The sequence below is a fragment of the Pseudomonas migulae genome, from assembly GCF_043225285.1.
In the GTDB taxonomy this organism is placed as follows: Bacteria; Pseudomonadota; Gammaproteobacteria; order Pseudomonadales; family Pseudomonadaceae; genus Aquipseudomonas; species Aquipseudomonas migulae_C.
This window is the reverse complement of sequence record NZ_CP171224.1, coordinates 3,502,734-3,515,681: the sequence shown is the minus strand read 5'-3', so window position 1 is coordinate 3,515,681 and position 12,948 is coordinate 3,502,734. Positions and strand designations below refer to the sequence as shown.

The window sequence follows — 12,948 nt, the reverse complement described above, 5'->3', positions numbered from 1 at the left end:
GTCCATCAAGCCTTACAACACCGCTTGACCGACTCCTTCTGGGCTTCGATGACCTGAAGCAACTCGCCGCCGAAAACTGCGTAACTCGTTGTTTACCAAGGAGTTTTCCGTTTCGACTGCGCCGGAAGTGGGGCGAATTATAGACTTCCAGAATCTGCCGTCAACACCTATTTTCATATTTCTGTCACATAGGTCAAAAACGCCCAGAAACAAGAAGGCCGAGCCCCAAGGGGCTCGGCCTTCTTCCTTTCTACTTACAAGCTAGGGAATGCGAATTGCGACGCTTCATGGCTGGCACGCTGCGGCCAGCGCTGGGTAATTGCCTTGCGACGGGTGTAGAAACGCACGCCATCCGGACCATAGGCATGCAGATCGCCGAACAGCGAACGCTTCCAGCCACCAAAGCTGTGATAAGCGACCGGCACCGGCAGCGGCACGTTGACACCAACCATGCCGACTTCGATCTCGTCGCAGAACAACCGCGCCGCTTCACCGTCACGGGTGAAGATGCACGTGCCGTTGCCGTACTCGTGATCGTTGATCAGCTGCATCGCCTCTTCCAGGCTGTTCACCCGAACGACGCACAGCACCGGCCCGAAGATCTCTTCTTTATAGATGCGCATTTCCGGGGTGACGTTATCGAACAGGCAGCCACCCAGGAAGAACCCTTCCTCATGACCGGCCACGCTCAGACCACGACCGTCGACCACCAGGGTGGCACCGGATGCAACGCCGTCTTCAACATAGCCACTGACTTTGTCACGAGCCTGACCGGTGACCAACGGCCCCATGTCCAGACCGCAGGTGGTACCGGCACCAATTTTCAGAGCCTTGATCTGCGGCGTCAGTTTGGCCACCAACGCATCGGCCACCTGGTCACCCACACACACGGCCACCGAGATCGCCATGCAACGCTCGCCGCAAGAACCGTAAGCCGCGCCCATCAGTGCGCTGACGGCGTTATCCAGATCCGCATCCGGCATCAGCACCGCATGGTTCTTCGCGCCGCCCAGTGCCTGAACGCGTTTGCCGCGCTTGGTGCCTTCGGAATAGATGTATTCGGCAATCGGGGTCGAGCCAACAAAACTCAGGGCTTTGACTTCCGGCGCTTCGATCAGCGCGTCCACTGCAGCCTTGTCACCATGGACAACGCTCAGCACGCCTTTCGGCAGACCGGCTTCCAGCAACAGTTGAGCGATCAGCAGCGTCGAGCTTGGATCACGCTCGGATGGCTTGAGGATGAAGCAGTTGCCGCAGACGATGGCCAGCGGGTACATCCACAGCGGCACCATCGCCGGGAAGTTGAACGGCGTAATGCCGGCGACCACACCCAGTGGCTGGAAGTCCGACCAGGCGTCGATGTTCGGGCCGACGTTGCGGCTGTATTCGCCTTTGAGGATTTCCGGTGCCGCGCACGCGAACTCGACGTTCTCGATGCCGCGCTTCAGTTCACCCGCCGCGTCTTCCAGGGTCTTGCCGTGTTCTTCGCTGATCAGTTGGGCGATACGCCCTTCGTTCTGCTCCAGCAGTTGCTTGAAGCGGAACATCACCTGCGCACGCTTGGCCGGCGGGGTGTTACGCCAGGCCGGGAACGCAGCCTTGGCCGAATCGATGGCTTTCTGGATGGTTTCGCGGCTGGCCAATGGCAGCTTGTGGATCACCTGGCCGGTAGACGGGTTGAACACGTCGGCCGTGCGACCGTCTTCGGTCACCAGTTCGCCATTGATCAAATGCGGGATAAGGCTCATGCGGGGCTCCTGAAAAGTTGTCCACAGGCGCCCCGTCGAAGGGCGCCTCTATATAGAAGGGAAAATCAGTCGATTTTGTTCAGCACTTCGCCGACCGCGTCGAACAGGCGATCAAGGTCTTGCGGCTTGCTGTTGAAGGTAGGCCCGAACTGCAGGGTATCGCCGCCGAAGCGAACGTAGAACCCGGCTTTCCACAGCGCCATGCCCGCTTCGAACGGACGCACGATGGCATCGCCGTCGCGAGGCGCGATCTGGATCGCACCGGCCAGGCCGTAGTTACGAATGTCGATGATGTTCTTCGAGCCCTTCAGGCCGTGCAGCGCATTTTCGAAATGCGGCGCGACGTCGGCCACGCTCTGCACCAGGTTTTCCTTTTGCAGCAGGTCGAGTGCGGCCAGGCCAGCGGCGCACGCCACCGGGTGCGCGGAGTAGGTGTAGCCGTGCGGGAATTCCACCGCGTATTCCGGCGTCGCCTGGTTCATGAAGGTCTGGTAGATCTCGGAGCTGGCAATCACCGCGCCCATCGGGATCGCGCCGTTGGTGACTTGCTTGGCGATGCACATCAGGTCCGGGGTCACGCCGAAGCTGTCAGCGCCGAACATCGAACCGGTGCGGCCAAAACCGGTGATCACTTCGTCGAACACCAGCAGGATGTTGTGCTGATCGCAGATTTCGCGCAGACGCTTGAGGTAACCCTCAGGCGGAACCAGCACGCCAGCGGAACCGGCCATTGGTTCGACGAACACGGCGGCGATGTTCGACGCGTCATGCAGTTCGATCAGCTTGAGCAGCTCGTCTGCCAGGGCGATGCCGCCCTCTTTCGGCATACCACGGGAGTAGGCATTGCTCGCCAGCAGGGTGTGCGGCAGGTGATCGACGTCCATCATCGCCTGACCGAAAATTTTGCGGTTCCCGTTCACGCCACCCAGGCTGGTGCCGGCGATGTTCACACCGTGGTAGCCACGGGCACGACCGATCATCTTGGTCTTGGTCGCCTGGCCTTTCAGACGCCAGTAAGCGCGGACCATCTTCACCGCGGTATCGGCGCACTCGGAACCCGAGTCAGTGAAGAACACGTGATTCAGGTTGCCCGGCGTCAGGTCAGTGATTTTCTCCGCCAGCTGGAACGACAGCGGGTGACCGTACTGGAAGCCCGGCGAGTAATCGAGAGTGCCCAACTGCTTGGCGACCGCGTCCTGGATTTCCTTGCGGGTGTGCCCGGCGCCGCAGGTCCACAGACCGGACAGCGAGTCATAAACCTTGCGGCCCTTGTCGTCCGTCAGCCAGCTGCCTTCAGCCGCCACGATCAAGCGCGGATCGCGCTGGAAATTCCGGTTGGCGGTGTAGGGCATCCAGTGAGCATCGAGCTTGAGCTGGCTGGCCAGGGAAGTCGGGGCGTTTTCAGGCAAGTTCATGGGCAAAACCTCGCAGGGCAATAAGCGGCGTGGAGATGAAAAGCGTTCTTGCAGCTAAATTGCCACGGGGATAAAGTCGGTGAAATCCAACTTTTGTAACGTTCAGTCAGGCCGTTACTAAACTTTGAGTAATTAGAGCATGAGCAGCCGCCGCCCCGATCCGCTGGCACAAGTCAGTGACTTTGATATCCGCCTGTTGCGGATTTTTCGCAGCGTGGTGGAGTGCGGTGGCTTCTCCGCTGCCGAATCGGTGCTTGGCATCGGGCGCTCGGCGATCAGCCAGCAGATGAGCGACCTGGAACAACGCCTCGGTCTACGCCTGTGCCAACGCGGTCGCGCCGGATTTTCCCTGACCGAGGAAGGCCGCGAGGTGTACCAGTCGGCATTGCAGCTATTAAGTGCGCTGGAAAGTTTCCGCACCGAGGTCAATGGCCTGCATCAGCATTTGCGGGGCGAGTTGACCATCGGCCTGACCGACAACCTCGTCACCCTGCCCCACATGCGCATCACCCACGCCCTCGCGCAATTGAAGGAACGCGGGCCGGACGTGCAGATCCAGATCCGCATGATCGCGCCCAACGAAGTCGAACAAGGCGTGCTCGACGGTCGCCTGCATGTCGGCGTGGTGCCCCAGGCCAGTGCGCTGTCGGGGCTGGAATATCAGCCGCTGTATAGCGAGCGCTCACTGCTGTATTGCGCGGTTGGGCATCCCTTGTTTTATGTCGATGACAAGCAACTGGACGAAGGGCGTCTCAACAGTCAGGACGCTATCGCCCCGACCTTCCGCTTGCCGGCGGAAATCCAGGCGCACTACCAGGCACTCAATTGCACCGCCAGCGCGTCGGACCGTGAAGGCATGGCGTTCCTCATTCTGACCGGTCGTTACATCGGCTATTTGCCGGACCACTACGCGAGCCTATGGGTACAACAAGGTCGGTTGCGTGCGCTGAAACCGAAAGCGCGGTTTTATGATTTGAGTCTTGCATCGGTAACTCGCAAGGGACGTCGTCCGCATCTGGTGCTGGAAAGCTTCCTTGAGAGCCTGGCCGCAACTCGCTGAAACCGTGTGGTGACCAGGTTTTATCGTATCGGGACTTGTCTGGAGCCGGTGGGTGCGCTATCAACGCACTGGTTGCACCCACCCACCTGTCCGGAAGTGCCTATGACCTTTGAAGTCCCTGCTCACGGCGGCAAACCTGCCAGCCGCATTCGTCAGAAGAACGAAGAGACCATCATCAAAGCCGCCGAAGACGAGTTCGCCCGTCACGGGTTCAAAGGCACGAGCATGAACACCATCGCCCTGAATGCCGGGTTGCCCAAGGCCAACCTGCATTACTACTTCACCAATAAACTGGGGTTGTACGTGGCGGTGCTGAGCAACATCCTGCAGTTGTGGGACAGCACCTTCAATACCCTCACCGCCGAGGACGATCCGGCCGAAGCGCTGACCCGCTACATCCGCGCCAAGATGGAGTTCTCCCGGCGCCAGCCGCAGGCCTCGCGGATCTTCGCGATGGAAGTCATCAGCGGCGGCGAGTGCCTGACCGAGTATTTCAACCAGGACTACCGCGCCTGGTTCCAGGGGCGTGCGGCGGTCTTCCAGGCGTGGATCGACGCCGGCAAAATGGATCAGGTCGATCCGGTGAACCTGATCTTCCTGTTGTGGGGCAGCACCCAGCACTACGCGGATTTTGCGACGCAAATCTGCCGGGTCAGCGGCCGTACCAAATTGACCAAGCAAGACATGGAAGACGCCGGCAACAACCTGATCCGCATCATTCTCAAAGGCTGCGGCCTCACTCCAACCCTATAAGACACTTATGCCTTTTACCCTCAGCGGCTTTTGCGAATTCCGCGAAGAAATTCGCAAAAGCCGTTTCATTACGTTCGCCGCACCGATCAGCAGCCCTGCCGAAGCCCAGGCGTTCATCGAACAGCACAGCGATCTGAACGCCACGCACAACTGCTGGGCCTGGAAACTCGGCGCCCAATATCGCAGCACCGATGACGGAGAACCGGGCGGCACGGCCGGACGCCCCATCCTCGCGGCGATCGACGCGCAGGATTGCGATCAGGTCGTGGTGCTGGTGATCCGTTGGTATGGCGGCATCCAGCTCGGCACCGGCGGCCTCGCCCGGGCCTATGGCGGTGGCGCCAACAAGTGCCTGCAAGCGGCGCCGAAGATCGAACTGATCAGCCGCGTGCCGGTGAGTTGCGCCTGCGGGTTTGCGGAGCTGACGCTGGTGAAGCTCCGGGTCGCGGAGCTTGGCGGACTGGTTGTCGAAGAAACCTTCACGGCCAACGGTGTAGAGCTGCAATTGGCGATGGGCGAAGCACAGCTCGATACGCTGCAAACCCAGCTGGCAGATTTAAGCCGTGGGCGCATTTTGTTGCAGCGCTGAAGCACTCGCGCAGTTGCCCACATCTACTGTGCACCCGGCTGTGGATAACCTGAGCACATACCCCTGTAACCCTTCTGTCATGCGGCTTTGCGGGCATTGCTCATTTTTCGTCCAACCGGCTACCATTCCTGCTAAATCCACGTAAAAACAATTAGTTAGCGCGGTTTATCACCTTTAGAAGAAAGCCGCCCAGTGCTTATGCCCGAGCTTTGCGCTTGCGCACAAATACTGTGGAGCAACCTGTGGATAACCCGTTCATGGCTGTCGCGACCCCATGCCCGGCATGGCTCGCACCGAACTGATCGTTTTTTGACCAACACTGGATGCGCAAAAACAGAGCCAGATCAACGGCTTTGCCCTCCAGTGGTGCCGAAATCGGCATCGACACATCGCCAACCAGCGTCCTTAACGCCTTGGCCAACAGGGCTTTTGAGTTTTCCTGACTCAATGGCCAGGAAATTGCTTTATCCACAGGCATAACGTCAATCGACCCGAGCCTGTCATGCCCAACCCCGTGCCGATCCACGATTCATCTCCTCGCTTGCAGCTGCGCCAGATCAGCAAACGTTACCCAGGTTGCCTGGCCAACGATGCCATCGACCTGAGCATTGCGCCCGGGGAAATCCACGCGCTGCTCGGCGAAAACGGCGCGGGCAAAAGCACCCTGATGAAGATCATCTACGGCGTGACCCATGCCGACTCCGGCGAGATCATCTGGCAAGGCCAGCGCATCGCACTGCGCAATCCGGCCCAGGCCCGCAGTCTCGGGATCGGCATGGTGTTCCAGCATTTCTCGCTGTTCGAAACCCTCAGCGTGGCGCAAAACATCGCACTGGCGATGGGCGCGGCAGCCGGGACGCCAAAGCAGCTTGAGCCGAAAATCCGCGAAGTGTCACGGCGCTACGGCATGGCGCTGGAACCGGAGCGACTTGTCCACAGCCTGTCGATTGGCGAGCGGCAACGGGTGGAAATCATTCGTTGCCTGATGCAGGACATCCGTCTGCTGATTCTCGACGAACCCACCTCGGTGCTCACGCCGCAGGAGGCTGACGAATTGTTCGTGACCTTGCGCCGACTCGCAGCCGAGGGCTGCAGCATTTTGTTTATCAGCCACAAGCTCGGCGAGGTTCGCGCCTTGTGCCACAGCGCCACGGTGCTGCGCGGCGGGCGAGTCGCCGGGCATTGCGTGCCGGCCGAGTGTTCGTATCAACAATTGGCGAAGTTGATGGTCGGGGAAGCGGCCGGGTTGATCACTGATTACCCGAAGGTCACCGGCGCGGATGCCTTCCTGAGTGTGAGCCGATTGTCGTGGCACAACCCGGACCCGTTCGGGTGCTCACTGGAGGGCATCGATCTCGAGGTGCGCCGCGGTGAAATCGTTGGCATCGCCGGCGTGGCGGGCAATGGGCAGGACGAGTTGCTGGCGTTGCTCAGCGGCGAAGAACGCCTGCATCGCAATGACTCCACGACCATCCGATTTGGCGAACACCCCATCGCCCATTTACGCCCCGATGCCCGCCGCAGCCTCGGCCTGGCATTTGTCCCCGCCGAACGCCTGGGTCACGGCGCGGTGCCGGAATTGAGTCTGGCGGACAACGCTCTGCTCACGGCCTTTCAGCAAGGGCTGGTCAGCAACGGGCTGATCCAGCGCGGCAAGGTCGCCGCGCTGGCCGATGAAATCATCCGCCGCTTCGGCGTCAAGACACCCGACGCGCAAACCCCGGCCCGCAGCCTGTCCGGTGGCAACCTGCAGAAATTCATCCTCGGCCGGGAAATCCTCCAGCAACCGAAACTGCTGGTCGCCGCACACCCGACCTGGGGCGTCGACGTCGGCGCCGCCGCGACCATTCACAGTGCGTTGATTGCGTTGCGCGATGCCGGCGCGGCGATCCTGGTGATCTCCGAAGACCTCGATGAACTGTTCCAGATCAGCGACCGGCTCGGCGCCTTGTGCAGCGGTCGATTGTCGCCGCTGCGGGCCACAGTCGATACACGCCTGAGCGATGTCGGCGGCTGGATGGCCGGCCAGTTCGACGCCCCCCTCTCACTCGCACCCGCAACGGTTTAACGGAGCTTCACATGCTGCTTTCTCTCGAACCCCGTGGCCAGCAATCGCGCCTGATGTTGTGGTGCTCGCCGTTGCTGGCGGCGGTCCTCACGCTGGGCTGCGGCTCGCTGCTGTTCATCGCGTTGGGTCATGACCCATTGTTGACGTTGCATACGTTGCTGATCGCCCCGGTCAGCGATTGGTATGGCGTCTCCGAATTGCTGGTCAAGGCGTTGCCGATTCTGCTCTGCGCGCTCGGCCTGGCCGTGGCGTATCAGGCGCGCATCTGGAACATTGGCGCCGAAGGCCAGTTGCTGCTCGGTGCCTTGGCCGGCAGTGCGCTGGCGGTGAACATCATCGACCTGCAAAGCCGATGGGCGCTGGTGATGATCCTGCTCGTCGGCACCCTGGCCGGCGCGGCGTGGGCCGGGCTGACGGCGTGGTTGCGCACGCGCTTCAACGCCAACGAAATCCTCACCAGCATCATGCTCAACTACATCGCCCTGAACCTGTTGTTGTTCTGTGTGCATGGGCCGTTGAAAGACCCGGCCGGGTTCAACTTTCCGGAGTCGGCGATGTTCGGCGATGCCAGCCGCTTGCCGCTGTTGATGGAAGACGGTCGGGTTCACGCCGGCGTGTATTTCGCGCTGCTGGCCTTGGTGGCGGTGTGGGTGTTGCTGCAAAAAAGCTTCATCGGTTTTCAGATCAAAGTGCTCGGGCTGGACAAACGTGCGGCGGGTTTCGTCGGCTTTCGCGAGAAGCGTCTGATCTGGCTGGCGCTGCTGATCAGCGGCGGATTGGCCGGGCTGGCCGGCGTCTGCGAAGTCACCGGGCCGATCGGCCAACTGGTGCCGCAAGTCTCGCCCGGCTACGGCTATGCCGCGATCACCGTGGCATTTCTCGGGCGGCTCAATCCTGTCGGCATTCTGTTTTCCAGCCTGTTGATGGCGCTGTTGTACATCGGCGGCGAGAGCGCGCAGATGAGCCTGAATCTGCCACAGGCGATCACGCAACTGTTCCAGGGGATGATGCTGTTTTTCCTGCTCGCCAGTGACGTGCTGATTCTCTACCGGCCGCGGTTGAACCTGCGCTGGGCCCGCCGCGCACCAGCCACCGTCGTACACGCAGGAGCGCTGTGATGGATATCGATCTGCTGAGCAATATTTTCTACGCCATGGTTCGTTGCGGCACACCGCTGCTGTTGGTGGCGCTGGGTGAACTGATCTGCGAGAAGAGCGGCGTCCTCAACCTCGGTCAGGAAGGGATGATGCTGTTTGGCGCGGTGATCGGTTTTATCGTCGCGCTGAACAGCGGCAACCTGTGGCTCGGCGTGTTGCTGGCGATGCTCGCCGGGATGCTGTTGTCGTCGCTGTTTGCGCTGGTGGCCCTGGTGTTCAACGCCAATCAGGTGGCGACCGGTTTGGCGCTGACGATCTTCGGGGTCGGGCTGTCGACGTTTGTCGGCGCGGCATGGGTCGGCAAGCCGCTGGCGGGATTCGAGCCGGTGGCGATTCCTTACTTGAGCGAGATTCCGCTGATCGGGCGGATGCTGTTTGCCCAGGATCTGCTGGTGTACCTGTCGTTCGCGTTGTTTGCGCTGGTGGCGTGGGTGATCGTCAAAAGCCGTGTCGGCCTGATCATTCAGGCGGTCGGGGAAAACCCGGACGCGGCCAGTGCGATGGGGTTGCCGGTGTTGGGCGTGCGCACGCTGGCGGTGTTGTTCGGCGGGGCAATGGCCGGGTTGGCCGGGGCTTATTTGTCCCTGGCCTACACGCCGATGTGGGCCGAGAACATGAGCGCCGGGCGTGGCTGGATTGCCCTGGCGCTGGTGGTGTTCGCCAGTTGGCGGGTATGGCGGCTGCTGCTGGGGGCGTACCTGTTCGGACTCGCCAGCATCCTGCATCTGGTGGCGCAGGGGTTGGGGCTGGCGATTCCGTCGAGCCTGCTGGCGATGCTGCCGTATGTCGCGACGATTGTGGTGTTGGTGCTGTTGTCGCGGGATGCGTTGCGCACGCGATTGTATGCGCCGGTGTCGCTGGGGCAGCCTTGGCAGAGCGGGCATTAGGGCGGCCCCTTCCCGAGCAGGCTCGGTCCCACATTCAGACCGCGTTCCCCTGTGGGAGCGAGCCTGCTCGCGATGACGGCCTAACGGGCAACACCTGAGCAACGCCCCACGCCAATTCAAAGAACAGGAAAATCACCAGCAGCGAACTGGCGCCATGCAGCAAGGCATAGAGCTGCCAGGCAGAAAACAGAAACCTGCCCACCGCGTCATATCGGCCATAAACCTGCTGCGGGTCACGAATCCGCAGCACCGCCCACACGCACACGATCGACCCCAACAGATTCGCCATCAACATGTGCATCGGTTCAAACGCCGGCAGCTCGCCAGGCAGGTCGAATGCCTGGCTCACACTGATCAATAGCCCATGCAACGCGGCAAAACTCCACGGCGTGACAAACGCCGCCGTCACCAGCAAGTCATACCAGGCGCTGCCCCGCACCACGCGGCGATATTGCGTTGAAGTCCACATCGGCACTGCTCCATAAATTCAGGGAGCAACAAGCCTAAAGCCTGGAGTATGCTCCAGGGTCAAGCCCCTCTCGAGATGTCAGGATGCGCATTGGTGAATTAGCCCAGGCCAGCGCCGTCAGCCGCGACACGCTGCGCTTCTACGAGCAGCGCGGCCTGATCGCCGCGCAACGCACCGCCAACGGTTATCGCGACTACCCGGCCGACATGGTGCAACTGGTGCTGTACATCAAGACCGCTCAACGCCTGGGCTTTACCCTCGGCGAGATCGGCAACAGCGTCGCCGCGTTGTGGCAGTCGCCCGACCCGGACAGCGCCGTCACGCAATTGCTGCAAGACAAACTCAAACTGATCGAGACCCGAATGGATGAACTCGGCGCGTTGCGCAACGAGTTGCAACAACGGCTCGGTCAGCGTTGTCCTTTAAATCCCTGATTCTCTTTTTTCAAGGAAGCCACTCATGTCCACGGCAAAAACCGCACTCATCATCGGCGCCTCCCGGGGCCTGGGCCTCGGCCTGGTGAAAACCCTGCTGGCCGACGGCTGGCAAGTCACCGCCACCGTGCGCAACCCGCAGAATGCCGACGCCTTACAGGCGTTGGGCAAGGTGCGGATCGAAAAACTCGACATGGATGATCAGCAGGCCGTCATCGCGTTGAGCCAACAGCTCAAGGGCGAAGTGTTTGACCTGCTGTTCGTGAACGCCGGGGTCAAAGGCCCTGACGTGCAAACACCGGGCGGTGCGACGCTGGCAGAAGTCGGCCAGCTGTTTTTCACCAATGCGGTGGCGCCGATCAACCTGGCCCAGCGGTTTGTCGGGCAGATTCGCCCAGAGACTGGCGTGCTCGCCTTCATGAGTTCGGTGCTCGGCAGCGTGACCATGCCGGACGCGCCGGAACTGGCGTTGTACAAGGCGAGCAAGGCAGCGTTGAACTCGATGACCAACAGCTTCGTGACGCAATTGGGCGATCAGAAATTGACCGTGTTATCACTGCATCCGGGCTGGGTGAAAACCGACATGGGCGGTGAAGGCGCCGATATCGATGTGGACACCAGCGTGCGGGGGTTGGTGGATCAGGTGAATGCGTACATCGGCAAAGGCGGACATCACTTCGTCAACTACAAGGGTGAAACCATTCCCTGGTAAACGCCGAAAATCCAATGTGGGAGCGAGCCTGCTCGCGATGGAGTGTCAGTCGACACCAATGCAGCTGACCCACCATCGCGAGCAGGCTCGCTCCCACAGGTACGCGTTCCACGTGAGGCTCGGTCGTCTGGTCGGGCCGGGGTTGCCCGCAACGGGGTTTTGTTCGACACTGCGCACCTCGTCCCCGCGGCGACCCTGGATCAGCAGACAGGGTAATCACTGAGCTGGCTAACCTGAACCCACTTTCAGAGGAGCCGGCCAACATGCCTGCGACCCGTACCTGGTTAAAAAATCCCCTCGCGATCTTCACTGCCAATGGCCTCGATGCCCGTGGCGGCCTGGTTGTGCAAGACGGCCTGATCGTCGAAGTGCTCGCCGCCGGCCAGCAACCGTCCGCACCTTGCGAGGTGTTCGATGCCCGCGAGCATGTGATCCTGCCGGGGCTGATCAACACCCATCACCATTTCTACCAAACCCTGACCCGCGCCTGGGCGCCGGTGGTCAATCAGCCGCTGTTTCCGTGGCTGAAAACCCTGTACCCGGTCTGGGCGCGACTCACCCCTGAAAAACTCGCCCTCGCCACCAAAGTCGCGCTGGCCGAACTGCTGTTGTCGGGCTGCACCACGGCGGCCGATCACCATTACCTATTTCCCGAAGGTCTGGAAAACGCGATCGACGTGCAAGTCGAAAGCGTCCGCGAACTGGGCATGCGCGCCATGCTGACCCGCGGCTCCATGAGCCTCGGCGAGAAGGATGGCGGCCTGCCGCCGCAGCAGACCGTGCAGGAAGGCGAGGTGATTCTCGACGACAGCCAGCGCCTGATCGCCGCCTACCACGAGCGCGGCGAGGGTGCGCAAATCCAGATCGCCCTGGCGCCGTGCTCGCCATTTTCGGTGACCCCGGAAATCATGTCCGCCAGCGCCGAACTGGCCAACAAACTCGACGTGCGCCTGCACACTCACCTGGCGGAAACCCTCGACGAAGAAGACTTCTGCCTGCAGCGCTTCGGCCTGCGTACCGTGGATTACTTGGACAGCGTCGGCTGGCTCGGCCCGCGCACCTGGCTGGCCCACGGCATCCATTTCAACCCGGATGAAATCGCCCGCCTCGGCGCGGCGGGCACCGGGATTTGCCATTGCCCAAGCTCGAACATGCGCCTGGCCTCCGGCATCTGCCCGACGCTGGACCTGACCGACGCGGGCGCCCTGCTGGGCCTGGGCGTGGACGGCTCGGCGTCCAACGATGCGTCGAACATGATGCTCGAAACCCGTCAGGCGCTGTACATCCAACGCCTGCGTTACGGCGCCGCGAAGATCACCCCGGAACTGGTGCTGGGCTGGGCGACCAAGGGCTCGGCAAGTTTGCTCGGGCGGACTGACATTGGTGAACTGGCCGTGGGCAAACAGGCGGACCTGGCGTTGTTCAAGCTGGATGAGCTTCGCTTCTCCGGTAGCCATGACCCGGTGTCGGCGTTGCTGCTGTGCGGCGCGGACCGGGCGGACCGGGTGATGGTCGGTGGGAAGTGGCGAGTGATTGACGGGCAGGTTGAGGGGTTGGATCTCAAGGGACTGATCGCCGATCACAGCCAGGCGGCCCGGCAGTTGATCAGCGGCGTCTGACCCGACGCTATCGCCGGCAAGCCGGCTCCTACAGGTT

At 61.5% G+C, this 12,948-nt stretch carries 13 protein-coding genes; 9 read left to right on the top strand and 4 right to left on the bottom strand.

Going from position 1 to position 12,948, the window contains the following annotated elements:
- Positions 1-254 precede the first annotated feature (254 nt).
- Together ACF6ZU_RS16195 and ACF6ZU_RS16190 are read right to left on the bottom strand one after the other, a co-directional pair.
- The gene (locus tag ACF6ZU_RS16195; protein ID WP_392885168.1) at positions 255-1,748 is read right to left on the bottom strand and encodes a CoA-acylating methylmalonate-semialdehyde dehydrogenase; all 1,494 of its coding nucleotides are present in this window, start codon (positions 1,746-1,748) and stop codon (positions 255-257) included.
- Between the two features lie 65 nt (positions 1,749-1,813).
- Complete coding sequence (locus ACF6ZU_RS16190) at positions 1,814-3,163, bottom strand: aspartate aminotransferase family protein (protein WP_392885167.1); 1,350 nt, start codon at positions 3,161-3,163, stop codon at positions 1,814-1,816.
- A 139-nt stretch (positions 3,164-3,302) separates the two neighbouring features.
- On the opposite strand from ACF6ZU_RS16190, the gene ACF6ZU_RS16185 reads away from it, so the two are divergent.
- From ACF6ZU_RS16185 to ACF6ZU_RS16175, 3 genes are all read left to right on the top strand, one after another.
- Positions 3,303-4,223: a LysR family transcriptional regulator gene (locus ACF6ZU_RS16185; RefSeq protein ID WP_392885166.1), complete on the top strand. Its 921-nt coding sequence runs from the start codon at positions 3,303-3,305 to the stop codon at positions 4,221-4,223.
- A gap of 102 nt (positions 4,224-4,325) precedes the next feature.
- On the top strand, positions 4,326-4,976 hold the full coding sequence (locus tag ACF6ZU_RS16180; protein WP_392885165.1) for a TetR/AcrR family transcriptional regulator: 651 nt from the start codon (positions 4,326-4,328) through the stop codon (positions 4,974-4,976).
- Between the two features lie 7 nt (positions 4,977-4,983).
- Entirely contained in the window at positions 4,984-5,565 is a 582-nt protein-coding gene (locus ACF6ZU_RS16175) for an IMPACT family protein (RefSeq protein WP_392885164.1), read from the top strand.
- A 196-nt stretch (positions 5,566-5,761) separates the two neighbouring features.
- Here the strand turns inward: ACF6ZU_RS16175 and ACF6ZU_RS16170 are convergent, their stop codons facing one another.
- Positions 5,762-6,043 carry a hypothetical protein gene (locus ACF6ZU_RS16170; protein WP_392885163.1) on the bottom strand — a complete coding sequence of 94 codons (282 nt, stop codon included), beginning with the start codon at positions 6,041-6,043 and terminating at the stop codon, positions 5,762-5,764.
- Positions 6,044-6,067: 24 nt separating this feature from the next.
- Between ACF6ZU_RS16170 and ACF6ZU_RS16165 the strand changes: the two genes are divergently transcribed.
- Genes ACF6ZU_RS16165 through ACF6ZU_RS16155 form a run of 3 tightly spaced genes read left to right on the top strand, consistent with a single transcriptional unit; the run spans position 6,068 to position 9,677 of the window.
- Positions 6,068-7,633, top strand: coding sequence for an ABC transporter ATP-binding protein (locus ACF6ZU_RS16165; RefSeq protein WP_392885162.1), 1,566 nt, complete (start codon positions 6,068-6,070; stop codon positions 7,631-7,633).
- Positions 7,634-7,644: 11 nt separating this feature from the next.
- Entirely contained in the window at positions 7,645-8,751 is a 1,107-nt protein-coding gene (locus ACF6ZU_RS16160) for an ABC transporter permease (protein ID WP_392885161.1), read from the top strand.
- A complete protein-coding gene (locus ACF6ZU_RS16155) occupies positions 8,751-9,677 on the top strand; it encodes an ABC transporter permease (RefSeq protein WP_046054472.1) in 927 nt (308 codons plus the stop codon). Before ACF6ZU_RS16160 ends, ACF6ZU_RS16155 begins: the two co-directional genes overlap by 1 nt.
- Positions 9,678-9,711: 34 nt before the next feature.
- Here the strand turns inward: ACF6ZU_RS16155 and ACF6ZU_RS16150 are convergent, their stop codons facing one another.
- The gene (locus ACF6ZU_RS16150) at positions 9,712-10,146 is read right to left on the bottom strand and encodes a hypothetical protein (RefSeq protein ID WP_392885160.1); all 435 of its coding nucleotides are present in this window, start codon (positions 10,144-10,146) and stop codon (positions 9,712-9,714) included.
- 83 nt (positions 10,147-10,229) lie between these two features.
- Here ACF6ZU_RS16150 and ACF6ZU_RS16145 point away from each other — a divergent pair, with 83 nt between their 5' ends.
- From ACF6ZU_RS16145 to ACF6ZU_RS16135, 3 genes are all read left to right on the top strand, one after another.
- A complete protein-coding gene (locus ACF6ZU_RS16145; RefSeq protein WP_392885159.1) occupies positions 10,230-10,580 on the top strand; it encodes a MerR family transcriptional regulator in 351 nt (116 codons plus the stop codon).
- 25 nt (positions 10,581-10,605) lie between these two features.
- The gene (locus tag ACF6ZU_RS16140) at positions 10,606-11,292 is read left to right on the top strand and encodes an SDR family oxidoreductase (protein WP_392885158.1); all 687 of its coding nucleotides are present in this window, start codon (positions 10,606-10,608) and stop codon (positions 11,290-11,292) included.
- Between the two features lie 263 nt (positions 11,293-11,555).
- Entirely contained in the window at positions 11,556-12,911 is a 1,356-nt protein-coding gene (locus ACF6ZU_RS16135) for an 8-oxoguanine deaminase (protein WP_392885157.1), read from the top strand.
- The last annotated feature ends 37 nt before the right edge of the window (positions 12,912-12,948 follow it).